The organism is Lentilactobacillus fungorum, assembly GCF_016860605.1.
GTDB classification, from domain to species: Bacteria; Bacillota; Bacilli; order Lactobacillales; family Lactobacillaceae; genus Lentilactobacillus; species Lentilactobacillus fungorum.
On sequence record NZ_BNJR01000012.1, the window covers coordinates 193,634 to 219,065 of the forward strand.

The window sequence follows — 25,432 nt, forward strand, 5'->3', positions numbered from 1 at the left end:
AGTTGGTCATACCGCCAACCAGCGCTACTTTTCAAATGGATCTCGCCATGGAAACTTGGGCTTCGTTGGTCCATAAATGGCAAATTCACTGCCAGACTTCCACGCCCAGTTTTGATTACCATAATCATAATGCCACCATTCATCCGTATAGTTGGTAAACCCAACGTTTGTCATTAAATGATAAAGCAGCCGCCGGTTTGTAAGCATCAAGGTTTCCTCATCAGTCAAGGTGCCGCTAGCTAATTTTTCCTCAAAGTATGACGTCCGAGCCATTTCAGTATGATCATCAAATGGCGTACCAAAATCCAATAAGTGACCTGTTTGGTCAACAATGGCTAGATCAACTGCACCACCTGTATGATGTGGCGAAGGCTTTTTAGGATCGCTAGAAGGCGGCGCCACCGTAATGAGTGTCTTTGCGGTTAAGTCTGCGGCAGATAAATCAGGATACAAAGTACCTAGCTGATTCTTTAAGGTGTCAAATAAACTTTGCTGCGTCTCATTAGATCGCCACACATCAAATAGCACAAATTTATATCCCGTGGGCAAGTTGGCAGCTGCCGCCACTAATTTGTCATAAACGGTTTGGCGGATAAAAATTGGCGGAATTGCGCCGGTAATTCCTTGGTAAAAGTAGGCTGGATAGGCCAACACTTTTTCCGGGTAGAAGCTAGCATTAATAAGTGATTCACCGGATTCCTTAATCAAGGGTTCATGTGACAGCTCCCAGTTCCATGGCTGATCTGCCATTGGAATTGGTTGATCAACGGCTATCTCTTGCATCTACAAGGCCTCCTTATTACTACCCGACAAATGATCTTGAATCGGTAATTTGAATTGCTGACCCAAGAATTCCTCTGAGATTGAAGTTTCATTCTTTTGAGCTAAATAACTGAATAGCCCCAAACCACACCAGACTGCCAAAATCACGTACTCATAGGGCCAAACTAAGGAGACTGGTGTCCCAGGGATCAGCGTAAAAATTGCAATTCCTAGGGCAACAATTCCACCTAGACTTGGATATATGAGATGCTTATTTTTAAATCCCGGTTTTAGTTCTGAATAGTTTTTTCTAATTTTTAACAGACAAAATGTGCTGAACGACCAAGCTAATGCAATCAAAAAGCCACCCATATCCAGAAAATAGACCAGTGTCCCCTTGCCCAACCAGCCGAGGCCAAGAACTAACGCCAACACCAGCCACAACGCATTGGTTGGAGTTCCATACCTTGGATGGGTTTTAGCAAATAGTTGGGGAATAATCCGACCACGTGCCAGCGATAAAATGACCCTTGGCGCCGCTGCAAATAACGTTACTGCACTCGTAGCCAAGCCTAAAAATGAAATGGCATAAGCGAAAACACTCAGAATTGGAAATCCCGCCGCTTTAAATGCATCAATTGTTCCCATTTGCATTGAAGCGGTTTTTTGCCATGGATAAATCCAAGCAGACGATAATAAGACAGCAATATAATAGCAAGCAGCAATAACAATCGATAAAATGACGACCAATCCAATCTTTTTCTTAGGAATTTTTGCTTCCTCAGCCATGATTGCAACAGATTCCCATCCCGTAAGAAACGTCATTGCAGGTAAAATAAATCGAAAGATTGAAGTGAACTTATCCTGTCCATCAGAAAAAGCCGGCATGAAATTATTAACCGTTCCCTTTGAAAAGCCAACAACAACGAGGGCTAGTCCTAAGCTAATCAGCAACAAGAACAAAACTATTTGAATGTTGCCAGTTAACTGAGCGCCAAAATAATTCATTCCAAAAACCAATAGCATCATCCCAACACCAATCGCCAGTTCGGTAAAATGCACCCGGACACCGGCAAATGAATAATATGGTCCAGTTGCGATTTCGGGAAAGATGGTCGATATCAATAGACTGGATGCCGTTACGTAAAATGCTAATGTACTGATATAAGCGCCTAGGAGAGCCCAACCAGCAAACAGTGCCCCTTTTTTACCATAGGCCGCATAGCCATAAACTACTTCGCCACCTGATCTAGAAAAGATTGTCGATAATTCGGCAAATGATAGTGAAACCAGAACTGCTAGTGCGGAAGCTACCAATAGCCCAAAGATTTCGCCACCAGCACCATAGGACTTAAAGAATTGACTATTGGTATAAATCCAACTACTACCAATGACGCCACCAGCTCCGAGTGAAACGAGACCTAAAAATCCGATATTACGCTTTAGCGAACTTTCCATAGATTAGCCTCCTACCAAGTATCTTTCCAATAAACAACTTACTTTGTAATTATGTGTATCTTAGGGAGGCCGGGAAGAGAAGTCAATGAATCTTTATTCATTCAAGCCGAATACCATATCATGGTAGTGTGAAGTTAGAATTACTGTTGTTCTAGGTGTTTCTGAACAAAATCTTAGGTTGAAAGTTGCCCATGTTATAACTATAAGGTAGCAAATATGTATAGATACTCTTTTTACTTTTTTCATACTAATGTTAGAAAACTTTTTTTATTCGTAAGAACAAGCTAAATAACTTAATAACCAAGGAAAATTGTCCATAAAATGATAGATTGTTTATTTTTGGCTAGTGCCAGGGAAATCGAGTTAGGGAAAACACAAATACTTAAGAAGTCCAAACTGAACCAAGCCATCAATGATCTGATTAATTAATGGAAAACGCTAAAATCAGCGGTTTGAATTGCTATAAGTATCTGTCCCCATCTATTCACAGAACTTCTTCAATTGACCAATTCCCAAATTAAAAATAGTCAGGAGCTTATTTGCTCTGCCGACAAAGGTTAATAATTCTGCGGTAACCAGCTTTTTTTAAATGCCCTCTAATAATTGTGAACTAAGGTTAGCATAATCGGGGGCATTTTTAGCTGCCTACTTAGCTACTACTCGCTGGGGAGTTTGATAAAGTGTAACTGTATGTATTGAAAAAAGCAGTAGAACATTGTTTAGTGAACAATTCCTACTGCTTTTTGTGCTGTCTATGTCTAATAGAAATTTAATATTAGCTGATATCGATGTTTATGAAGTTATGATAAGATCCACAATTATTTAGCCAACTTTTTTGCCAACCAATTTCCAAAGCTTTGCACTAATTGAACCACGGCTATTAATACCAAAATTGATGCATACATGATATCCGGCTGATAACGCTGGAATCCATATTGATATGCAATATCACCGAGTCCACCAGCACCAACAAGCCCGGCCATTGCAGTAGCACCAATCAATCCAATAGTTGAAATAGTTAAAGCCCGGGTTAATCCGGCTCTTGCTTCTCTTAGTAAAATCGAAAAAATAATCTTGCTATTTTTAATTCCCATCGACTGATACGCTTCAATAATTCCTGGGTCGACATCTAATAAAGAAGACTCTACTAATCGCGCAAGATACGGTGCACAGTAAACAACTAAGGGTAAAATAACACCGCGAATACCGATTGTTGTTCCAGCTATAATTTGAGTAATTGGTAAAATTAAAAATAAAAGAATAATAAATGGTAATGACCTCAAAACATTAATAATTGTTTCCAAGATTGCGTGAAAAGTTTTGTTTGGATACATACCACTTACGTTTGTCTCAACCAAAAGTATGCCAAGCGGAATGCCAATGATAACAGTTATTATCAGAGTCACAATCGTCATTGCCAATGTGGCTGATAATCCTGTAATAAGTGTTGATCCCCATTCACTAAAAAAATTATTCATAGCTATTTACCTCTTTAACAACGACTCCTTGATCTTGGATATAATCAATTTCCTTCTTGAGCATTTCCTGATCTTGTATATCTAAAGAAATTAAAAGTTTTCCAAATGGTTTACCCTTTAGATAACTGATTGACCCAGCGAGAATGTTCGGTTTAACATGAAACTTATCCGATAACGTTGCAATAATTGGTTTTTTGGCCTGTTCACCAACAAATTGCAGTAATAATAATCGATTATCTTTTCCTTCGGAAGCTAATAAGTCCTTGGGGACCCCGAGAGAATCGCTAGCTCCTAAAAACCGCTTAGTAATCTCATTTTTAGGATGTGTAAAAATATCGATAGTATTGCCAATCTCAATCAAATTTCCTTGGTCCATCAATGCAACCCGATCACAAACTTCACGAACCACTTCAAGTTCATGGGTAATCAGGAAAATTGTAATCCCTAATTTTTTATTAATATCTTGTAATAAAGTTAAAATTGATTCAGTCGTTTCTGGATCCAAAGCACTAGTTGCTTCATCCGATAACAACACATTGGGTTCATGTGCTAACGCCCGAGCAATTGCCACTCGTTGTCGTTGACCGCCGGATAATTGGTTAGGATAACTATCTCTTCGATCCCAAAGCCCAACAATTTTAAGATATTTTTCAACTCGGGTCTTAATTTCGTCTTTCGGAATTTTCTCTAACTTAAGTGGTAAAAATATATTTTGATAAACAGTTGCCGTTTTTAATAAATTATAATTTTGAAATATCATGCCAATCCTATGTCGTAACTGCTGTAAATCACTTGAATTCAAACTGGCAACATTTCGATTATTAACGATAACTCGACCTCTAGTTGGCGTTTCGAGACCATTCACCATCCTGATTAAGGTACTTTTCCCAGCACCTGAATAACCAATAACACCGAATATCTCTCCGCGCTTAACTGAAAACGAAACATCTTGGACAGCTTTAACCTCATGAGCACTATTCTTTGCAGCAAATGTTTTACTAACCCCATTAAACTGAATTATAGTTGCATCTGTTTGCTCTACCATTCTGGAATAAGCGCCCCCTTAAATTCTTTATTTACATAATTTTTAATTGCGTCTGAGTGATAATACTTCTCAATCTTTTTAACAACCTTATCATTCTGGTGCCCAGCCTTAACAACAAAGTAATTTGGCCATGCATTATTCTTTAAAGGCTCATGAGCTATTGCTTGTTTTAAAGTCATATTATTGTCTAAAGCAAAATTGCTATTGATCGCTGCGGCATCAAACTCATTTAGTTGTTTAGGAATTTGAGAAGCATCCAATTCATAAATTTTTAGTTTCTTAGGGTTAGCCGCAAGATCATTTTTGGTAGCTTTCAATCCAAGTCCAGACTTCAGTTTCAAGACACCCGCTTTTTGAAAAATTCGCAACGCTCTGGCTTCTTGAGTTGCATCGTTCGGAACCGCTATTTTTGCTCCGGTCTTTAAATCTTTCAGATTTTTTATCTTGTTAGAATAAATCCCCATAGGAAGTGCTACCGTCTTAAAGGCCTTTACAAATTTATAGTTTTTATCCGCCATTTGTTGTTTCAAAAATTGTCCGGTTTCGAAAGAACTTGCTTGAATATCACCAGAATTTAAAGCCGAGTTAGGCGTATTATAATCCGTAAATGACCTAATATTAATTGTTAACCCATGTTTTGCAGCGATCTTTTTAACTTGTTCCATGATTTGCTGATGGGGTCCTGCCGTTACGCCAACCGTGATGCTTTTCGTACTAAGCGGCTTTGAGGAATTATTACCACATCCCGTGAGAAATAAAATTATTCCGAATAGTGAAAAAATGAGTGCTGTTGTTTTTGTGAGTGTTTTTTTCATATTAATTCTCTCCAATGATTGATTTTTATTGAGCAACTTTTTCTGCATGTTCTGCTAAGTGAACTAAATCGCGCAAAAAGTCATGTGCTTGAGCGTTGTATCCGTATTTTTTACCTAATTTGTAAATATACCCATTAATGTAGTCCACTTCTGTTGGCCGATTTTTACTAATGTCTTGATACATTGATGGATAATGAAGCGGTGTTACATCCCGAGTTGCATGAACAATCATTTCAAATTCCTCATCTCGGTTATTGAGCGGTTTGATATTTGCTAAATCACAGACGTGGAATGCTTCATCAATTAATCTCGTAATCAATTTTTTGGCGTTTGGTGAGGAAATGAATTCCCCTTCTTTTAATTGATACATCGAACAAAGTGTATTCACAATAGAGTTATAGATAACCTTTGTCATGAGCGTCCCCATAAAATTATGAGTAAGCGTAGGTCCAAGCCCGGCTTTTGCAAATTCAGCCATTACTTGGTCTGTAAATTTAGTATCTTTTTCGGTTTGATTGACCAGATTGATTGTCCCTGTACCTTTTTTACCAATGAAATCAATGTCTCCTGCGCCATTTAAGACAGTTCCAATCATTGCGGTTCCTGCAATAACTTTGTCAGGATCAAAATATTGATTAATTTTTTCAATGTGGCCCATACCATTCATACAAGTAATTGCATATTGATTCTTATGAAAAAAATGACATGATCGATCCAGCATTTCTTGCAAACCCATTTGTTTAGTAAAAATAATGAATGCATCCGGAGTGTCTTGATAATCTTCGGGGTAACAAACTTTTAGAGAAACAAAGTGTCGATTTTGACCATCTCTAGAAACATATACCCCACCTTGTTTAGCAATCGTTTCAACCTGGTCCTTCCAAGTATCGATAAAATCAACTTGTTGACCTGACTGCTGAAGCAGAATACCATATCTTAATCCCATGGCTCCTGAACCTAACACTGCATAATGCATGAATAATTACCCTCCTTATATCAAAATATCACCTATGCTTTCAATAATGAAAGCAATAAAAAATCCCTTATCCAAGAATTGGATAAAGGACGAATTACCGTGGTACCACCTTAATTGGCATAGCAAATAACTGCTACACCCACTCACAACATGCCATAACGAGCACACCGATGATCCTTTCAAGACGCAAGCAAACGTCACAAAAGCACCATATCTTAGAGCGAAAGACCATATTCCCAATCTATCGAAGTCCACCTTTCAGCACTATGGCGGCTCTCTGTTTCATCTCAATAATTAGTACTCATCTTTCAAAGATTTAATTAAATTAGCATCATTCTAATATCGCAACTTACTATTGTCAAGTTGCCTTTTTTAGAAAAATAGCCCCATTTGCCACAATAATTTATTTTCTTAATCCTTCTAATTTTTCTCTTAATGCCAAAAATCTCAAGTCTCCAGTGTTAAAAATAGAATTTTTCACGCTGGCACTTGAGATTTCTTGTAAGTTGGTTGCAACACATCATTTTACTTGTTAGTCATTTTTCCTAATTCAGAATTTTTTATTTACCCTTCAATTTTTTCTTTCATTAACTGATAATATACAAAAATACGAAAGCAATCTTAGCCAATAGAAGTTAAACATCAGCCAATATTAATATTCATGAAATCATACATATTCCAATTTTCCGTATAATGCGGATTTTTCCGAGCTTTATTGGGCCCCACACCGACCAGCGCCTTAAAATCACGACAAAGATGTGCCTGATCAGAAAAGTTCAACTGAGCAGCAATTTCTGATAACGGTAAATTGGTTGTCAACATAAGCTGAATGACACGATTAATTTTAACCAGTATTCTAAATCGAGAGATACTAACGCCAACCTCTTGTTTGAAAAGGGTTGATAAATAATGTGGTGACCACCCCAGTTGATTGGCTAGTTCTGGAACCGTCAACTTAATTTCTGGGGAATCAAGAATAATCTGGTAAATATAACGAATATCTTTGGAAAGATGAGCGTTTCTAAGCAATCGCACCCGCCGAGCGATATCCTTTAAAATTTCTTCAATCTTTTGCATGACATCATCAAATGCGGTAAGCGATTCAATCGTTCTGACATATTGATCATTCAGCGAATAAGCCTGTTCATAGTCCACCCCAGCATTAATGGCGGAGCGCAACGTCACAGAAACAACGATGATTGCCCAGTTTTTAATGCTTCTTAGCTTCCCTTTATCTGATAAAATCCCGATTCTTCCAGAGTTAATTAAGGCCATAAATGCAGAATGAATAGCTGAAGGATCACCTAAAACAACGGCAGCTTTTAATGCCCGCTCATACAGATAACTAATATGGACACCGTCATCATTAAAGGTCACAGCCGCAATTGTATCGTCAAGCTGATCTGAAGGAATCGCTCGTTCAAAGGCACTATCAATGTTTTCCAATCTCACCGGCAGTTTAATGAGTTGCGAAAAAAATAAAATTTGTTGATAGCATTGCTGTTTATCCAAAATCGTTGTATTAAGCTGCTTTGACAAATAAATAATCTTTGAATTTAAGTTTAAACGTTTCCCTGACTCATTATAGTTAATAATTTCAGGACCAATTAAATAAATAATATCATTCTTTACGAAGCAAAAAGTGAACAGTGTTTGAGTATGCTCTAGTATCAAGAAGCCATCCCGTTTTGGCATGTGTTTCAACATGGCAATGTATGAATTAGCCAAAATCTTCCCCTTTTTAAATTCGATATTTGGTCTTTGATTAACCATTTTTATTTCAATTGCCGGAACGTTCAATGAACTTATGTATAGCTGTTCGAGTGTCATAGCTTTAACTCCTCCTTAATAATTATTCAAAAAGTCGGATATTTTTTAAAGTCATTTCAATACTGCTTAATTATACTGTTTCTTGTAAGCGTTTACTACGCCAACTCAAAATGGCTAAAAGGTATATCTAAAATTTTTTACGAGGAGGAATTTGTTGTGAAAATTTATGTTAATGCAGCCGCGGTACGTGACGGCAACGGCACTAAAGAAACCCCTTACAAATCAATTAATGAGGCAGCAAAAATTGCCAATCCTGGCGATGACGTTTTGGTGTTTCCAGGAACTTACCGGGAATATGTTAACCCAATTAACGGTGGCACTGATGAAGCTCGGATTACTTACCGCAGCGTTGAACCACTAGGCGCCGTGATCACTGGGGCTGAACGAGTGACAACCTGGAAGCAATATCAAGACAACGTTTGGATTTGCCGGATTAATAATAGTCTTTTTGGCGATTACAACCCCTATAAAACCTTTGTCATGGGCGATTGGTATTTTGGCCCGGTCGATAAACATACCGGTGCCGTGTATATGAACGACCGCCAGTTCTATGAAGCTGCCTCTCTACAAGCATGCATCGACGCAAAAGTCTATGCCCGTTCGTGGGAGCGAAAGAATTCCATCTATAAGTGGTATACGGAACAAGATGATAAGGCCAACGAAACCATTATCTACGCTAACTTTCAAGGGCAAAATCCAAATAAAGAAGATGTTGAAATCAACGTCCGCCGCGAAGTCTTCATGCCTCAAGCAACGGGCATTAATAACATTACGGTTAGTGGCTTTAAAATCAACAAAGCGGCAACAACTTGGGCACCTCCAGCTTCTTACCAAGATGGCATGATTGGTCCCCACTGGGCAAAGAACTGGATTATTGAAGATTGCGAAATCAGCCATAGCCGTTGTGCCGGGATTTCACTTGGGAAATATCGCGATCCCGATAACGATCAATACTTCACATATAAACATGTTAAGAGTCCAACCCAAATGGAACGAGACGCGGTTTGTCGTGGTCAATACCATGGTTGGCTGAAAGAAAATATCGGTCACCACATTGTCCGACGTTGCAACATTCATCACTGTGAACAAGACGGGATTGTCGGCCGCCAAGGTGGTGTCTTTAGTATCATCGAAGACAATCATATTCACGATATTAACAACATGCAGGAATTGGCTGGCGCCGAAATTGCCGGTATCAAAATGCACGCCGCAATTGATGTGATTATTCGCCGCAACCATATTCATGACTGCACAATGGGGATTTGGACTGACTGGGAAGCTCAGGGAACCCGGATTACTCAAAATCTGTTAGATCACAACTATGCGCCAGACGGGACAGCGACACGAATTGTTGGTGCAATGCAAAGCCAAGATATTTTTGTTGAAGTTGGTCACGGTCCAACTCTAATCGATAATAATTTACTACTATCCAAAGCCTCCCTAAGACTTGCAACGGAGGGAGTTGCTTGTGTTCACAACTTGATGCTGGGGTCAATTACTTCAATTGGTGCCAATACGGACTTCTTTGTGGACGGCAAGAACCAACCCAGATTCACGCCTTATCATATTCCTCACAGAACTGAAGTCGCTGGTTTTATGACCATTTTGCACGGTGATGATCGCTTTTATAACAATATTTTCATTCAGAACTGGCCAGTTGAAAAAACCGGAGAAGAAACGCTTGTTGATAGAGAAGCTGAAGATACAGAACAAGTCGGGACCAACGGCTTTGATGATTATCCAACTTATGACGAATGGTATGAACAATTCAAGAAATTTGACGGTACGATTACAAAAGAAAACGACATGTGGGACTTAATGAGTGCCCACTTTGGTCATTTGCCGGTTTGGGCAGCAGGTAATATGTACTTTAACGGTGCCAAAGCTTGGAAGAAAGAAACGGATAATCTGGTTAATACCAGCGATCAGGTTACATTCGATCTCGTGTCCGACAATAACAAGGTCACAATTAAAACTAACTTATATGACCTTATTGGTGACTACTTCGGAGGCATTATCACGACTAATACGCTAGGAAAAGCATTTGAACCAGAACAACGTTACGAAACGCCTAAAGGTGACGACATTATCTTTAATGAAGATTACTTCGGAAATCATCGTGGTATTTCAACGATTCCTGGGCCGTTTGTATCCGGTAAAGCTGCCAGTGAAACTTTATGGTCAAATTAGATTATTAAGATTCTAATAATTAACAATCAAATATTGAAAATTTCTTAATAACAATATCGATTATTACAAGAAGATTCTTGCTAGGAAGACTGAGACTCAATACTTGCGCTAGTAAGAATCTTTTTGTAAATATTGTCATTTTAATACGACGAATAGCACAACAGCATGCATTTTTAGTAATACGAGGAGGATTATATTATGGAAAACGAAACAAATACCGCATCTAAGTTCCCCTATCGCTTGGGATTTGGACTGCTTTTTGGCTTGTTGGGATGGTTAGTCCCTTATCTAGGAGTTAATTCGACATTATTGCCTGCGAAAATTCAGCAGATAGCTCCCAATCAAAAAGTTCAAATTGTTGCTTTACTGGCAACAATTGCAATGGTAGTAGCCACGATTGCCAATATCATTGAAGGGGCCCTGTCCGATCGAACAACCAGCCGCTGGGGCAAACGAAATCCATGGATATTTTTGGGAATGATTAGTACCCTTGTTTGCTTTTACTTTCTAACCAAAGTTACCACTATCTCTGGAATTATTATCAACTGGTCACTCTTTCAAGTGGCATTAAATATGATGGTTGCGCCACTAGTTGCCTTCATTGCAGATAAAGCACCCGAGAAGTATAGAGGATCAATTTCAGCGTTTTACGGTGTTGGCATGAACATTGGAACTCCAGTTGGAACTATGATTGCCTCACAGTATATTACTAATGTTAATAATGGTATTTATATATTTATGGTTTTTGAAATCGTCTTCACCTTAGTTGGATTGTTTCTTGTTGGCAATGGTAGCAATAAAGGAGAAACTGTTACAAAACTACATGGATCTGAATTAATAGAGGCCTTTTCTTTTCCAATCCACGGTGATATTAGAGATTTTTACTTGGCTGTTATTGGTAAACTACTATTTGTTTCAGCTCAATTCATTATTACTGGTTATCAATTATATATATTTACAGATTACATGAAATTATCTGACGCTAATGCTACTCACAATCTCTCCATCATGTCTATTATTTTACTTGTAGCAGGTGTAGCGTTTGCCACTATTGGTGGACCCCTTGCTGACAAATTTCACAGTCTAAAACTTTTAGTTGCAATCTCGACACTGGTGATGGGGCTTGGTGTCGCTGTTCCAGCAATTGATCCAGCGCCTTGGACCATGTTCGTGTATGCCGGTTTAAGCGGTGCAGCCATGGGAATGTATAACTCCGTTGACCAGGCTCTAAATGTAACCGTTTTACCGAATCCCAATAGTGCTGCTAAAGATTTAGGAATTGTAAACCTCGCTAATTCACTTGGTCAGGTTTTTGGCCCTATTGTTGCTTCGATGATTATTGGCGCAATTGGCTATCGCATGATGCTTCCAGCTGCAGGAATTATGTGCTTGGTGGGAGCAATTCTGATCTTGATGATTAAAAAGGTTCATTAATTTATATTAATCAATAACTATCAAAAATGACATACAGTTATGTTAATTTAACCACTAGTTAACATAACTGTATGTCATTTTTTTGATTGTATCTAATTCTTAATCTCGATTAAACATAATCCGCGACGGATACTCCCCACCCCCATAAATCACCTGGTGCGCTACAACCGGGTGGTTGCCATCAGCTCCGGCCTCTGTATTGGTGTTAGGGAACACTAAATTATTTGCTGCGCTCGCAATGTCTAGTCGCAAACGATGGCCAGGAGCTAGTTGAATGGATGTCTTTTGCGTTTCGACTTCAAACTGATAAACCTTTCCGGGTTTCAGTAATTTTGGCTTATCCTGTCCATCAAAAAAGATCGCATTCATCACACCATCATCAATATTAATTGAACGGCCATCAGGATAGACATCCGTTAACCGGACAACCCAATCCGTATTCACAGCCGATGAGCTGGCATAAAAGACGATTTTAAACCAACCCGTAATGGTCAATTCCTTCGTTAAGGGTTCGCTAGTAAAGGTTAGCACATCATCCCGATTTTCAACTTTTGCATAGTCATTCGGAAATTCCAGTTCATTTTGAGAGACATCAATCAAATGTGGAGTTGGCTGCTTTGGATCATAACCGAACCCAGCCGTACTTCGTGATGTTGGCTTTTCTGATAGCAACGTTCCTTTTTGACAATCCAAGTACCAACTAGTCGACTGCTTGTTAGGTGGAAATTGTTCAGCATGTCGCCACTTGTCCGCGTTTAACGTATAGTAATCAACGGGCGATTCCTCATTAATTCCGTTATCAACGCCGTTCAAGAAGTGGTCAAACCACCTGACGTGCTGCAAATCAATATCAAAGCGCAGGGCATGTTCACCCAAATGAACCGGACCTAAATCATATTGGGCGTTCCCGCTGTGTACCCATGGCCCTAAAATTAGTTTTCGTTGGCCGCTTGGATACCGATCAGTTACCCGAATTGCCTCGGTCGTCCCAACACCATTATCATCAAACCAACCACTTTGGATTAGCGCTGGCACGTTAATTTGATCTGCTCGCGTTTTCCAGTCCATTTGTGCCAAAAATGCGTCATACTTTTTATGCTTCATAAACTCAGAGAACCCCGGGATTTCGTGTCCCAGACCAACTACCGGAATCATGTTTAAAGGACGAATGCGCATGAGCTCATCCCAATCATCCCGCTGCATCTTCTCCGGGTGAAATTGCCGTTCGGCAGTCGAAAAGAACCAGGCCAAACTGCCCGACATTGGCGCGCCGTTCTTATAAATTGTGTCATTAAAGGGGCCACCAGCTGTCACAATACTAACCAGCGCTTTTAGATGAGGGGTGCCAGACGAGGCGGCCGCCCATTGGACGTAGCCGCCATATGAACCGCCGATCATGCCGACGTTGCCATTAGACCACTCCTGCTTGGCAATCCATTCAATCGTATCTTGGCCATCTTCGCGTTCGTAATACATTGGCAGCCAATCACCCTGTGAGTCATTGCGCCCGCGAACATCTTGAAGAACGACCACGAAGCCCCGTTGGACAAAGCGCTCATAATCGCGATAGAACATTTGGCGGCCGTATGGCGTCCGACCCAAAATCACACTGTGAGTTTTCTTGCCATCATCAGGAATAAAGATTTCAGTTGCTAATTCGACGCCATCCCTCATTGGCACCATCGCTTTAAAATGAGGCTTAATTTCAAGCGGCGTCGTGAGTAGCAGGCCGGCTCGCTGCCAATCTGCCAGCACGGTTGCTTGTTCATACCCTGGTTGAATCAGTACCGTTCCCATATTTCGAACTGCCACTTGCAGTCCAACAAGGTGGCCGTCATCAACAATCAGGTTAACGGCCGGCTTCTTCTCTCGTTGAATCCACAGGTGCTTGTTAGACGTTGGTTGATAACTCTCGCCAGTTTGAGTGGTAAATTGGTTACCCGCCCGTAACTTTGCGGATAATTCCGGCTTGTCTACAAGTTTTTCAACAGCTTCTCTTAAATTGAAGTGCAATCTATCGGTGTAATCCGCTTCAACCTCACCCTCAAAAGCCTGCCACTCACCATCTACCGCATTTTTTCGCACTTGAATGCTTGTGCCCTCAATCGAAAAAGTTGCTTCTTTAATACCGGTTTGGTAATAATCAAATTTCAATTAAATCACTTCCAATAAGCAGTTGCATAAGTGAACGGCGCACCAACCATGTGATGCTGAACACCTTTCAACTTGGGATTTTGTAAAATTGAGTATACTTGCTGATTAAGCGGTACAATCGCTTTATCCACTTGAACGAGTTGTCGTTCTGCTTGGTGGAGTGCTTGGAATCGTTTGGCCGGGTTATTAACGAACTGACCGTTTGCCTGGCTCATGAACTTATCATACTTTGTATCACTAAACTGCGTCCGGCCGCCGGTTATAAAATTGGCCAAGTAGGTATTTGGATCTTGATAATCGGGTCCCCATTGGGCAAGCGCCATCTAGAATTTACCCTGGGCAATCATACCGAGCTCTTGTTGTTGCGGCAATGACCGAATCTCAATCTTCAAACCTTTGAGTTGTGATTGCAACTCGGATTGTAGATACTGAGCCGTTGTCTTCTGCCAATCTTCATCGTCAACTAATAGTTGAATAGTAATCTGCCGCTTATTAAATTGTTTCAATGCCCTCTGCCAGTTCGCCTGAACTAGATTCTTATTTGGAACAGCCAACTTGCCGCCTTCTGCCCGGAAATCTTTACCGGTTGCTGTGTTCTTAACAAATTTAGGGGGAATGTAACCCGTTAATGGCGACGATTTATCTTGAAGAATTTTTGTGGCTAACTGCTTCGTGTCCACAGCATTTGCAATTGCTGTTCGGAAATTCTTATTGCGGAAATCATTATTTGTGCCCTTCTTAAAGTTAAATTCGAGATAAGTCACCATTGAGTTCGGAATGGTCTTAAAGCCCGCTTTGTTTTGGTTATTTTTAACCAGATTACCCGTTAAGAACGTCATATCCAGCTTCTTGCCTTCGTACTGACTCAAACCAGTTTGGGCATCCTTGATAATGTTAAAGTTAAGTTGATTCAGCCTGGGTTTAACGGGACCAACGTAGTTTTTATTTCGGGTTAGCGAAAAACTGCTAGTGCCTTGACGATAACTTTTCAGCTTAAAGGGACCATTAGATAGCATTGTCTTTGGCGAAGTTGCATAGCTATTTCCTTGTTTTTCAACAAACTTCTGGTTTTGGGGGAAGTAGGGATTAAATGATAATAGCGACGTAAAATATGGCGTCGGTTTTTGTAAAGTAACCTGCAGGCGGTACTTGCCAAGCGCTTTGACTGCCAACTTGCTTGGCTTCATCTTGCCGGTTGCTATTTTATCGCCGTTTTTAACAATCGTTTGAATAATATAAGCATAATTACTTTTGGTAGCCGGATTAGCCCCGCGCGTCCAAGCATAGACAAAATCGTTGGCCGTCACTGCAGCGCCATTTGACCACTTAGCATTATGTCTTAAATTAATCGTGTAAGTTTTATTACCATTACTCTTTGTCGGCATTCCTTTGGCAATATCCGGCTTAACTTGATCCTTGGCGTTCATTCGATACAACCCACTCACCAAAGCATCTTGAACGTCAAAACTATTTGGATCTTGCGCCTTCAATGTGTCAAGCGAGGCCACTTCTGTATTTAACCCAAAGGTGGCCGTCTTTTTGCTTTGGCTGGTACTCTGTTTGCCACAGGCTGCTAGCAGCAAGGTGGTCGCCAACATCGCCGCAATTGTTAATTTTTTCTTCATGAATAACTTCCTCCTCAAATGTTAATTGTCATTCCTAAACCTGGTTTGTCGCTTAACGTTAACAGACCACCCTCGTTGGTGAAACCGCCACTCAACCAATCCGGCTCTTTAAACATCAAAAAACTGTCAAGATCACAAAAGGCAACGTTTTGGTGAGCGGCCGCAAAATGAGCGGCCGCACAAATTCCCAATCTGGTTTCAGCCATACAACCAATCATGCACCTAATTCCAGCCGCTTCGGCTACTTTGTTGATCCCCTCTGCACCAAAAATCCCAGCTGATTTCATTAGCTTAATATTCACAATATCTGCTTCGCCATTACTAATGACCTGGTAGGCATCGCTAGGCGTGTGAACACTCTCGTCTAACATTAGGTCTTGCATAATCGCACTTCTGATCACTTTATTTTCCTCATGTTGCCAATAAGGCAGCGGTTGTTCGACGATTTGGAGTTGCGTATTTTGAAATTCGTTAAGAATTCTGATCGTTTGCTTAGCGTTCCAGCCCTGATTGGCATCAATCTTGACTAACGCTTTATTCCCAACTGCATTTAGAATTTCTCTAATTGCTTCTTCATCGGATTGCTGATCAATTCCGGTTTTGACTTTTAACGCCGAGAAGCCTTTACTGACATAATCAACTGCTTCATTGGCCATCTTTCTCGGCTCATCAATTGAAATTGTGATGTCTGTATGTATTTGATTATCACTGCCGCCTAACAGCTGATAGATCGGCAAGTTGGCTGCTTTGCCCATTAAATCATAAAGGGCAATGTCAATTCCCGCCTTTAGCGCTGTGTGGCCAACAGTTTGGCTATCCATTAGTGAATGAACGCGCTCGATACAAAGCGGATTTTCACCTGTAATGGCTTTAGAGACCGCCGTCAAGGCTACTTTTTCAGTTTCGATTGACTCACCCGTTACTGGTTCAAACGGACAGGCCTCACCGTACCCGATTAAACCGGTGTCAGTCGTTATTTTAATCATTAACGATTCAACGGATTGAATCTCGCCAAACGTCACCTTCAACGGCTGCGTCAACTGAATATTGACCGCTTTACCAATAATTTGCTTAATCTGCATGAGAATATCACCCCTAAAATTAAAAACATTCTAATGTTATTAGATGATAAAGCGTTTAATCTGAAAAAGCAACCATCGCCGCAAAGCTAAAAAGCGATTCTATCAGTAATGATTACTACTCAAGCAACTCAATTAAGGTGGGTTAGATCACCATGCTTGTACGGCTGGTATCGATGTCGACTCATGACATTGACTTCAGTTGTCCAACTGCAGATATATGAGTATGATTAGTCATAGAAAATTTTTTGATAGGGTGACGCCACTTAACAAGTTGTTGTTACCTTGCCTTGAATGGAGGGACCAGCCATTGAAATATGGGATGAAAGACATCGCCAAAAAAGCCAACGTTTCACTAACAACGGTTTCGTTGGTTTTAAACAACAAGGAATCACGAATTTCTACTCAAAAAAAACAGGAAATTAAGCGAATCGCCAAAGAAATGAATTATCAGCCCAACTCGGCTGCCGTGCTCCTTAGTAAACAAATTAGCTATAATATCGGCTTAATCGTTCCAGACATTACTAACCCTTTTTTTACGGAATTGACCCAGTTCATTAACCGCCAGTTGCGTCAGAATGGGTATTTCACGTTATTCGTTGACAGCGGTAATTCCTACCTCGGTGAAAAACAGGCCATCGAAAATATGATTTCGCGAGGAGTCGACGGTATCTTGTTGGTGCCTTCAAGTGAATTCTTTTCGGCTGATCAAGCCGAAGTTGAAACAATGTTCAAAAACGCTGGTAAACCAATTATTTTATTAAATGCCAGCACCGATATGGACATTAGCTACGTTAATTTCAATAATGTTGAAGGGGCTATGATGGCTACTCAAGAGCTAATTGATCATGGTCATCGAAATATTGCTTTTATCAAGGGAAAAGATCATTTGGTTAATGCTCAGGAACGTTATCAGGGTTACAAAAAAGGCCTTGAAAAAAACCAATTGCCATTCCGAAAAGCGCTTGTTTTTGAAGGTGATTACTCTAGTAACAGCGGCTATCAACTAGCGCCACAAATTTTAAAACAATCGGCCATTACTGCCATTTTAAGTTCCAATGACCTGATGCTATTTGGTTTAATTAAGTGGTCCAAGGAACAGGGCGTAGACATTTTTAATCGCTTCTCAATGGTGGGGTTCGATAATACACCCTACACCGAAATTATTGAGGTGCCGTTAACGACAATCGACCAAGATGCAGAAAAAATGTCCGAAGATGCCATTAAGATGCTTCTAAAAAAGATCAAAGGAAAGCACGATGTGACAGAGAAAATTATTATTCAACCTCGTTTAATCAGAAGAAAATCCGTTAAATTTATTTAGTTGTGTCATAAAATCTTACACAATTTTTTGACACGATTTTTTATTTTTCTTGATAAAGCGCTTTATCTTATCGATATTTCTAATCCCTTATGTAGCAAGGCTTTTCGCTTTAATAAATGGTTCCGCTTACATTTTATTAATGTAATGTAAGTTGACATTCATTTAAAACATGGTATTCTACATTTGAAGAAGGCGTGATCATATGACGCATTTTTCTTTACTCGTTTGATAAAGCGCTTTATCAAACGATTCATGAGTTTGTTTCTTGTTTTTAATTCTGACGGGAAAGGGCCCTTTGTTTCTAGACCAAACTTCTCAAACAACTTTAGGAGGGATCGCTTCAAATGGCAAAAATACTGTTAGCTGGCGAATCATGGATTTCAACCACAACTGAATATAAGGGATATGATTCTTTTACAAGTACTAAATTAGAAATTGGGTGTGAAGCCCTATTACATTCACTGAAGGAACTCGGCCACACGGTCACTCACTTAAAGGCTCACGACGTTCCTGAAAAATTTCCATGGACAATGGCAGAACTCAACCAATATGACGTCGTTCTTCTCTCTGACATCGGTTCAAATTCGTTTACCTTATCCAATGGGGTATTCGCTGGGGGCAACCCTGCCGTTAATCGGCTTGAACTGCTAAAGCAATGGGTTCTAGCCGGCGGCGCATTAATGATGGCGGGAGGCTACTTATCGTTTAGTGGCTTTGAAGGCAAGGCTCATTACCACGGCTCACCAATTGAAGACATCTTACCCGTAAGCGTTAAGCCCTATGATGATCGAATTGAAGCCCCCCAAGGTGTCCACCCCGTTCAAAAAGTCGCTAACTCGATCACAACCGACTTAGGCCCATTCCCGGTTATTCTGGGTTACCAAGACATTGAACCCAAGCCAGACAGCCAGGTCTTGATGATAGCAAATGATACCCCCCTCTTGGTAACTGGTAAGGCTGGCAGTGGCCGAACGTTAGCTTATGGAACCGATATTGCCCCCCACTGGGCATCTCAAGACTTTATGGCTTGGAACCATTATGGCGAATTTTTCTCCCGCTGCATTAATTGGCTAGCTGGTAAATTAGTAGCCGTTAGTTAACTAACGTTAAGATAAGTCGGTTAATTTGATTAAGTATGTTGCTTGTGAGCACTGCAAAGTCTCGCACATGAACGCCTCGCTTAAAAGATCTAAATTGAGAATTGCCAATCAAGGCGTTTGTTGAGTTGGGTGTTAACTGCTTGGCTTCGCTCACCGTTTTAGGACAGCTGCGTCAGGCAGAAACCTCCATATAAGCACCTTCAACAAAAATCCCAAGCCCAGGAATTTCTGTTAAAGGAGACTTATATTCCGACGGCCGTGAAACGCCTAGCCTATTTGGCGGTTTCTAAGCGCCTGACTCCGCTCACTATTTTAGGACAACTGCACAAAGCAGGGATCTGCGCGTAAGTACCTCAGCCACAAATTCCAAGCCCGGGAGTTTCTGTCTGAGGAACCTTACACTCCGACGGCCGTGAAACGCTGGCCTACCTGGCATTTTCTAACCGCTTTGCTCCGCTCACTATTATCGAAAGGGGTAATAATCATGAATGAACAACCATCGACAAATAATTTGAAAAAAACTGAAAAGACTGTTGTTGTACCATTGTTAGTAATTGCAACTATTTTGGCAGGCATGCTGTCCCCGATGCAGTCCGCCGTCAATGGTCAAGTTGGGAAATTACTGAAAGACGGGAATGCCTCGGCAGTCGTCTCATTTGGCTCCGGTCTGGTCGTGATGGCAATTATTATTTTGGCGCGTCATTCAACTCGAAAGCAATTTGCCGCCATTCCCCATAAAATTGCCGCTAAAAAAATCCCATGGTGGAACTGGATTGCCGGGATTTGTGGCGCCATGGTTGTCTTTTCCGAAGGTGCTTCTGCATCCGTTCTTGGGGTCGCAACGTTTCAGACAACCTTAATTTCAGGCATGGTTATCTCTGGGTTAATGTGTGATCGCCTCGGAATCGGCGTTCCAGAAAAGCAATATTTTAATTTCCCTCGAATTCTTGGCGCAATTCTTGCCATTGTAGCAACCATCCTAGTGGTCTCACCAAACTGGGAAGCCCCCAAGGTTATTGCATTAGCTATTTTACCCTTTCTTGCTGGTTTATTGGCAGGGTGGCAACCAGCTGGTAATTCTGCCGTGGCCCAAGAAACGGGTTCGATGTTAGTTTCAATCACTTGGAACTTTATTATTGGCTTCTGTGTTCTGGGAGGTGTTCTCTTAGTTCGAGTTCTCATGGGCGACGTGTCCTTTAGTTTACCAACCGCCTGGTGGATGTATTTAGGCGGCCCACTGGGCTTGCTTTCCATCGCTTTGATGGCTTTATTGGTTCGAGGCTTGGGACTCCTGTTACTAGGATTGGCATCAACCGCCGGCCAGTTAATCGGTTCCGTTTTGATTGATTGGCTAATTCCTCAATTAGGAGCACAAGTCTATACCGTAACCGTTCTGGGTGCTTTGGTCGCTTTGATTGGTGCTGGAATTGCGATGATGCCTTCCGCTAAGAAACACGTTGCAGTTGATGAATTGGAGAATTAGTCATTGGAAATGATATTTCAATGCAACCTTCGGAAAGGAGCCGCACAATGGCATGTACAGGAATTGAATTAATTAGCAGGCAAGGTAACCCTTATTGGGCGAGAACCCAAGATTTTGAGCAGCATTTCGAATACTCCGGAGTCAAGATCACTAAGGGATACGAATTTACGGCAACCTTCACCCCCTTTAAAACCCAAACAAACGTGATGGGCATTGTCTGGGCAAAAGACATTCACAAATCGCCGGTGCTGCTGGATGGCATCAATGATTATGGTATCTGCGGTGGTTCGTTTTACTTTGATCACTTCTATAAATATGTTCCCACAAAAGAAATTACCGCAGCCGGAAAAGTTGCCATTCGTGGTGAAGAATTATGTACGTGGATACTAACGCATTATAAAAGCTTGGATGATATTAAAAAGAACCTCGGCAATGACATCGGAATTACCAATGAGCCGGGGCCAATGATGGGGATGTCAGTCCCACAACACTGTGTGTTCCAAGATGAGACGGGGCGATCGATTGTTGTTGAACCTTCTGTGGAAAACAGCTTTAGGATCTTTGAGAACCCGGTCGGCGTCTTTACCAACGCTCCTACATTTGATTGGCACCTTAATAACCTCAAAACTTGGCTGGAAAGAACGACAAATCGTAGTTACACCTATCAAGTTGATGAGCCAATTGAGCAAATTAAATTAGGCGAATCAACTAGCGGATTAGTTGGAATTCCAGCTGATTATAAGCCAGAGTCACGATTCTTGCGGGCAGCCTTCTCTAAGCTACTTTCGACTGAAGTAGATGACGATGAAGCTTTGAACCAGCTGTATCAATTGCTGACGGCGGTCAATACACCGAAAGGTTCTCTAAGAATTAATGCGGATGATAACACCTTAGTCGCTTGGACTCAGTACACCGCTGGCTATGATATTAAGAAAAAGATCCTGTATGCCTTCACTTATGACAACAGGAACCTGCGTTCGCTTACGTGGGGGGATCCGCGTGAGTGGAAAGATGGGATGAGTTACTTTAGTTTTATTTCGAAGCAGACTGCGGTGCCGTTTGAGGCGAAGGATGAGTGGGGGAGTGGGGAGAATACGATTTAATAATTTTTGCATGCTTGTTTGGAGTTAAGAAATTACACCCTATGTAAACGAGAATCAGTTCGTTTATGTGGGGCGTTTTTTAGTAGAAAGTGATTTTTGACGAAAATAAAAGTTATTCTTTAATTTTCGAATGACTTTCCGATTAATTGGTAACCTTTCATTAATGATCCATAAAAAATATCGATAACTTTATTATTAGTACTGAATTATTTTAAACATGTCGAAATATGATTGCGGCTTTAACTGCTGCGCGGATATACTTTTTGCGCCTCAATCCTCCATGTATATCACGGTACCACTGAATATTTTGATTATCTGTAAAAAAAATCCCGGGTACCTTATGTTCGTTGCCCATCCCATGACTATCTTCGAAAAAATATTCTTTTGAACCAGGGGAAAAGATTTCATAATAATACATATTACGGCATTCACTTAAATCAGGATTGCCACCCGTACGCTCTACCATATTCTCTTTTTCACTTATAGAACTATTTAAATCTTCAGAATCTTTTGAAAAATGCAGGTTATAATTTTGGATATATCTTAAGATTTGTAATGATGACTTTTCTGAATAATCATTTGGAACCATAAATGATATCACATTATAAACTGGAAATTGGTTATCATTAGAAACTACGCAGCTTTTCTTAATCCCTTCACCATCTCCTATCCACGTTGAAATATGCGTAGCAGCTTGCTTTTTATTATTACGTATTTGCGATAAGAATGTTAAAGCAACAAACATTAACGAAATAACGGAACAAACATCAACTATAGACATTATCTTCACCACTCATTATATTAATTACATAGTTCTGCTTTAAGCAAAGCTTCCCTTAACTCATCATCCACCGCATAAATATAAAGTCCATTAACCCCACGGGTCAACAAAACATTCAACTCATTAGGCAGCAATTGACTGGCAACTTTACGTTTTTTTCCATCTTGTAATGTCCGATTGCGAATTGCGTTAGTATTTTCACTGGCATCTGGATCGAAAATAACATGTCCATTTCGATACTTAACAGATGGTCCAATAATGACACCACAATAATTTAAATCGAATCCTTGAATAGTATACGTTGAGCCAACTTCATCAATAGTTTGCGACTGCTCAGCCCATGCTAGTTTTTTCAGTGATCGCCCTTTTTGCTTAAGCTGCAAGTTCCAAGGTAATGACAAATCACCGGCCGTCACCATCCAGTAATCCCCGTTATCAGGTTTTCGTTTGCTGTTATATTTCCAATCAAAGGTCGCTAGGATTCTAGATAATCCCGACTTTTGATCCCCTAAAGCTTTTTCGCGGATAGCTTGATACATTTCCTTAGCATCATCAAATATTTTTAGATCATAATTTTTATCCTCAGGAATTTTCTTGATAATCTTCTTATCGGTAATATCTCTGATCCAATCAATCGTCTGCTGGTTAGCGTGAATTCGCAACTGATTACTTAACATAATCAAATTATTGTTTTCCATCGCTTTTTCTTCCAAATTTTGAATCTGTTTTGGCTCTAAATATTCCTCGGTTTTCAAAATCTGATTTCGATCAAAAATTGCTACAGTAATTCTGGCCCGTTTAAGAATATCATCTAGTTGATTTTTGCCTCGATAAGCCTGTTTCCCCTGCGTCCACAGTAAATGTGCTTCATCAACCAGTACAACATCAGCAGGATTGCTTTCGTCATGAGTATTAATGAAGTGAGTCGGTTTGCTAACAACATCATCATTCTTATAATTCAAATTCAGTTTATTGATAATATCTTCATAAACTTTTAACTGCTCATCATGATTAACCAAGACATAGTTCTTTAGGTTATCAAATCCTTGACGAAGGATGCTTCCATCATTTTTTAAGGTGCTAATTAAATAAAAAATCGTACTCAACAGTACAGTTTTGCCTGAGCCAGCCTCACCTTCCACTAAAATAAGCTGACCGGTTTTCTTCGATAACAAGGCATCAATAACTCGATCGATAATTAGGTCACGTGCGTTCTTTTGTTCAGTTGTTAAATTATGAAATGGCGATGCCTTGAAAATGGCAGAATCCCGGATAATCCTTTCTACAGGAAATAAGTCTGGATTAAACCCACGAAGTTTACGCCAAATTCTCGAGAAGATTTTATCTTTTTCATCTGAGGTATAGTACTCATTTTGTTCATTTTCGCGTCGATTATTTAAATGTTTGACGTCAGGAACACCAAGCATAAAAAGCATCATTTGGTTTTCAATATCTAGCGTTAACGATTTGTTAAAGTGATCGTGTCCGATGACAAACATTTCAGCATCGTTAGTTTTTGAAAGTTCCCGCCAATCATCTCTAACTTTGGGATCTTCGTTTAAATGCTGTTCAGTTCTTCGTTCAATATCGTTGGTTTCACCAACATAAACTTTATAACCGCCTGATTTTATGGGTGAGCAGATTACATACACAGTCGGATACTCTACAAGCAGTTTATGCTTCAGCTTATCCCCCGCAATCATATCTTCTAGATTACTAGCAGCATGAGAATCGTATTTAACTTTTTCGATTATCGGATATCCAATATCACTCATCGCAAACACCCTTCAATATTATTCATCAAATTTCCAATGACGCTTCTTGTTTATGTCTAACTTTTCTTGAACAATGTCATCTGGCTTGACCCCAAGCTTATCGCACATGTAATAGCAATAGGTTAAAATATCAGCAAGCTCAAGCTCCATATCATGCTTCTGCTTATCAGAAAATCTATCATCTTTTTCCATATCCCATAAGAACAACTCATTTAGTTCGCCAGATTCGATTCCAATCGCACGAGCTAAAGCTGGTAATGTGTGATATTGATTCCAGCCTCGACTGTCTCGGAAGTCGGTTAGTTCTTTGATTAGTTGATCATACTGCATGTTTGCAATCCTCCAAGCGATAATTCAATCTGTCCATTATTGATTTAATAATAGTATATTGCTATGAATAAATTACTGGATTTATAATACAATCAAGAAAGATCTCTAACAATCCATATCATGCCAAAACTATATTTCTAAATTGTAGTAGGAGTCCGGATTAATACAAAGTCCAATTTAATACAAGCTAACTTGAAAAAAAGTAGGCGTTAAATTCACCCGTGTACTAGAGTCAAGAGCTCCCACTAACTTGTAATACTTAATATACGGCCAGTCCTTTCGGTTTAAATCAAACAAACGAACCAAAACATATTGATTTTGATATTTCCTTGAGACTTCTAATTCTCGTTTCGTTAAATAAAATGGTTGGGAACTATTACCGCCTGTACTTTTCACTTTACCGCCTGTACTTTTCACTTCTATATATATTGGATCCTTATTCTTGTCAATTGATTGAATATCATATCCAAGGCCATCTCCTTCGTCAACTGAAGAATGCTTAACGTATTTTTTGATATTTAAATTTGGAAACTCCTTCTGAACCTTGTTAATTTCGTGATTTAAAACAATTTTTTCACCTAAAAATCCAAGCTTTGACTTTTTATGTTGAGGATGTCTTTTTGGCAGCTACTTACTACTATTCAATATTCCGATTAGAGTTATAATGATATCATCTGTCAGCAACGGTTG

Annotated in this window: 21 protein-coding genes; 6 read left to right on the top strand and 15 right to left on the bottom strand. The window is 40.1% G+C overall.

What is annotated here, in order from left to right:
- Window positions 1-24: 24 nt before the first annotated feature.
- The 7 genes from YK48G_RS06560 to YK48G_RS06590 form a co-directional block, all read right to left on the bottom strand.
- On the bottom strand, window positions 25-783 hold the full coding sequence (locus tag YK48G_RS06560; RefSeq protein ID WP_232365301.1) for a M15 family metallopeptidase: 759 nt from the start codon (window positions 781-783) through the stop codon (window positions 25-27).
- Complete coding sequence (locus tag YK48G_RS06565; RefSeq protein ID WP_203629918.1) at window positions 784-2,220, bottom strand: APC family permease; 1,437 nt, start codon at window positions 2,218-2,220, stop codon at window positions 784-786. It abuts the gene before it with no gap.
- A gap of 818 nt (window positions 2,221-3,038) precedes the next feature.
- A complete protein-coding gene (locus tag YK48G_RS06570) occupies window positions 3,039-3,698 on the bottom strand; it encodes a methionine ABC transporter permease (protein ID WP_203629919.1) in 660 nt (219 codons plus the stop codon).
- A complete protein-coding gene (locus YK48G_RS06575; RefSeq protein ID WP_203629920.1) occupies window positions 3,691-4,743 on the bottom strand; it encodes a methionine ABC transporter ATP-binding protein in 1,053 nt (350 codons plus the stop codon). Before YK48G_RS06575 ends, YK48G_RS06570 begins: the two co-directional genes overlap by 8 nt.
- On the bottom strand, window positions 4,737-5,558 hold the full coding sequence (locus YK48G_RS06580; protein ID WP_203629921.1) for a MetQ/NlpA family ABC transporter substrate-binding protein: 822 nt from the start codon (window positions 5,556-5,558) through the stop codon (window positions 4,737-4,739). Before YK48G_RS06580 ends, YK48G_RS06575 begins: the two co-directional genes overlap by 7 nt.
- Window positions 5,559-5,583: 25 nt before the next feature.
- Window positions 5,584-6,534, bottom strand: a complete 951-nt coding sequence (locus YK48G_RS06585; protein WP_203629922.1) for a ketopantoate reductase family protein — start codon at window positions 6,532-6,534, stop codon at window positions 5,584-5,586.
- Between the two features lie 642 nt (window positions 6,535-7,176).
- Window positions 7,177-8,364: a helix-turn-helix domain-containing protein gene (locus tag YK48G_RS06590; RefSeq protein WP_203629923.1), complete on the bottom strand. Its 1,188-nt coding sequence runs from the start codon at window positions 8,362-8,364 to the stop codon at window positions 7,177-7,179.
- A 156-nt stretch (window positions 8,365-8,520) separates the two neighbouring features.
- Between YK48G_RS06590 and YK48G_RS06595 the strand changes: the two genes are divergently transcribed.
- Window positions 8,521-10,554 (top strand): right-handed parallel beta-helix repeat-containing protein, encoded by a 2,034-nt coding sequence (locus YK48G_RS06595; RefSeq protein WP_203629924.1) that lies wholly within the window; start codon window positions 8,521-8,523, stop codon window positions 10,552-10,554.
- Between the two features lie 198 nt (window positions 10,555-10,752).
- Window positions 10,753-11,988, top strand: a complete 1,236-nt coding sequence (locus tag YK48G_RS06600; protein WP_203629925.1) for an MFS transporter — start codon at window positions 10,753-10,755, stop codon at window positions 11,986-11,988.
- Between the two features lie 99 nt (window positions 11,989-12,087).
- Here the strand turns inward: YK48G_RS06600 and YK48G_RS06605 are convergent, their stop codons facing one another.
- From YK48G_RS06605 to YK48G_RS06615, 4 genes are read right to left on the bottom strand one after another with little or no spacing between them, the layout of a single operon-like run.
- A complete protein-coding gene (locus tag YK48G_RS06605; RefSeq protein WP_203629926.1) occupies window positions 12,088-14,142 on the bottom strand; it encodes a CocE/NonD family hydrolase in 2,055 nt (684 codons plus the stop codon).
- Window positions 14,143-14,147: 5 nt separating this feature from the next.
- Entirely contained in the window at window positions 14,148-14,465 is a 318-nt protein-coding gene (locus tag YK48G_RS13525; protein ID WP_232365302.1) for a periplasmic substrate-binding domain-containing protein, read from the bottom strand.
- Entirely contained in the window at window positions 14,466-15,767 is a 1,302-nt protein-coding gene (locus tag YK48G_RS06610) for a peptide ABC transporter substrate-binding protein (protein ID WP_232365303.1), read from the bottom strand.
- A gap of 14 nt (window positions 15,768-15,781) precedes the next feature.
- A complete protein-coding gene (locus YK48G_RS06615) occupies window positions 15,782-16,849 on the bottom strand; it encodes a mandelate racemase/muconate lactonizing enzyme family protein (RefSeq protein ID WP_203629927.1) in 1,068 nt (355 codons plus the stop codon).
- Window positions 16,850-17,156: 307 nt separating this feature from the next.
- Between YK48G_RS06615 and YK48G_RS06620 the strand changes: the two genes are divergently transcribed.
- From YK48G_RS06620 to YK48G_RS06635, 4 genes are all read left to right on the top strand, one after another.
- Complete coding sequence (locus tag YK48G_RS06620) at window positions 17,157-18,170, top strand: LacI family DNA-binding transcriptional regulator (protein ID WP_203629928.1); 1,014 nt, start codon at window positions 17,157-17,159, stop codon at window positions 18,168-18,170.
- A gap of 344 nt (window positions 18,171-18,514) precedes the next feature.
- Window positions 18,515-19,270 carry a glutamine amidotransferase gene (locus YK48G_RS06625; RefSeq protein WP_203629929.1) on the top strand — a complete coding sequence of 252 codons (756 nt, stop codon included), beginning with the start codon at window positions 18,515-18,517 and terminating at the stop codon, window positions 19,268-19,270.
- A gap of 484 nt (window positions 19,271-19,754) precedes the next feature.
- Window positions 19,755-20,753 carry a DMT family transporter gene (locus YK48G_RS06630; RefSeq protein ID WP_203629930.1) on the top strand — a complete coding sequence of 333 codons (999 nt, stop codon included), beginning with the start codon at window positions 19,755-19,757 and terminating at the stop codon, window positions 20,751-20,753.
- Between the two features lie 47 nt (window positions 20,754-20,800).
- The gene (locus YK48G_RS06635; RefSeq protein WP_203629931.1) at window positions 20,801-21,856 is read left to right on the top strand and encodes a linear amide C-N hydrolase; all 1,056 of its coding nucleotides are present in this window, start codon (window positions 20,801-20,803) and stop codon (window positions 21,854-21,856) included.
- Between the two features lie 211 nt (window positions 21,857-22,067).
- Here the strand turns inward: YK48G_RS06635 and YK48G_RS06640 are convergent, their stop codons facing one another.
- From YK48G_RS06640 to YK48G_RS13670, 4 genes are all read right to left on the bottom strand, one after another.
- Window positions 22,068-22,637: a hypothetical protein gene (locus YK48G_RS06640; RefSeq protein ID WP_203629932.1), complete on the bottom strand. Its 570-nt coding sequence runs from the start codon at window positions 22,635-22,637 to the stop codon at window positions 22,068-22,070.
- Between the two features lie 20 nt (window positions 22,638-22,657).
- Window positions 22,658-24,412, bottom strand: coding sequence for a DUF2075 domain-containing protein (locus YK48G_RS06645; protein WP_203629933.1), 1,755 nt, complete (start codon window positions 24,410-24,412; stop codon window positions 22,658-22,660).
- Window positions 24,413-24,430: 18 nt separating this feature from the next.
- Complete coding sequence (locus tag YK48G_RS06650) at window positions 24,431-24,742, bottom strand: nucleotide pyrophosphohydrolase (RefSeq protein ID WP_203629934.1); 312 nt, start codon at window positions 24,740-24,742, stop codon at window positions 24,431-24,433.
- Between the two features lie 177 nt (window positions 24,743-24,919).
- Complete coding sequence (locus YK48G_RS13670) at window positions 24,920-25,369, bottom strand: protein NO VEIN domain-containing protein (protein WP_203630091.1); 450 nt, start codon at window positions 25,367-25,369, stop codon at window positions 24,920-24,922.
- Window positions 25,370-25,432 lie beyond the last annotated feature (63 nt).

Coding starts and splice junctions, on each gene's coding strand:
- YK48G_RS06590 (WP_203629923.1), bottom strand. CDS start 8,364: ATGACACTCGAACAGCTATACATAAGTTCATTGAACGTTCCGGCAATT.
- YK48G_RS06635 (WP_203629931.1), top strand. CDS start 20,801: ATGGCATGTACAGGAATTGAATTAATTAGCAGGCAAGGTAACCCTTAT.
- YK48G_RS06630 (WP_203629930.1), top strand. CDS start 19,755: ATGAATGAACAACCATCGACAAATAATTTGAAAAAAACTGAAAAGACT.
- YK48G_RS06610 (WP_232365303.1), bottom strand. CDS start 15,767: ATGAAGAAAAAATTAACAATTGCGGCGATGTTGGCGACCACCTTGCTG.
- YK48G_RS06615 (WP_203629927.1), bottom strand. CDS start 16,849: ATGCAGATTAAGCAAATTATTGGTAAAGCGGTCAATATTCAGTTGACG.
- YK48G_RS06560 (WP_232365301.1), bottom strand. CDS start 783: ATGCAAGAGATAGCCGTTGATCAACCAATTCCAATGGCAGATCAGCCA.
- YK48G_RS06575 (WP_203629920.1), bottom strand. CDS start 4,743: ATGGTAGAGCAAACAGATGCAACTATAATTCAGTTTAATGGGGTTAGT.
- YK48G_RS13525 (WP_232365302.1), bottom strand. CDS start 14,465: ATGGCGCTTGCCCAATGGGGACCCGATTATCAAGATCCAAATACCTAC.
- YK48G_RS06600 (WP_203629925.1), top strand. CDS start 10,753: ATGGAAAACGAAACAAATACCGCATCTAAGTTCCCCTATCGCTTGGGA.
- YK48G_RS06645 (WP_203629933.1), bottom strand. CDS start 24,412: ATGAGTGATATTGGATATCCGATAATCGAAAAAGTTAAATACGATTCT.
- YK48G_RS06650 (WP_203629934.1), bottom strand. CDS start 24,742: ATGCAGTATGATCAACTAATCAAAGAACTAACCGACTTCCGAGACAGT.
- YK48G_RS06570 (WP_203629919.1), bottom strand. CDS start 3,698: ATGAATAATTTTTTTAGTGAATGGGGATCAACACTTATTACAGGATTA.
- YK48G_RS06585 (WP_203629922.1), bottom strand. CDS start 6,534: ATGCATTATGCAGTGTTAGGTTCAGGAGCCATGGGATTAAGATATGGT.
- YK48G_RS06580 (WP_203629921.1), bottom strand. CDS start 5,558: ATGAAAAAAACACTCACAAAAACAACAGCACTCATTTTTTCACTATTC.
- YK48G_RS06565 (WP_203629918.1), bottom strand. CDS start 2,220: ATGGAAAGTTCGCTAAAGCGTAATATCGGATTTTTAGGTCTCGTTTCA.
- YK48G_RS06625 (WP_203629929.1), top strand. CDS start 18,515: ATGGCAAAAATACTGTTAGCTGGCGAATCATGGATTTCAACCACAACT.
- YK48G_RS06640 (WP_203629932.1), bottom strand. CDS start 22,637: ATGTCTATAGTTGATGTTTGTTCCGTTATTTCGTTAATGTTTGTTGCT.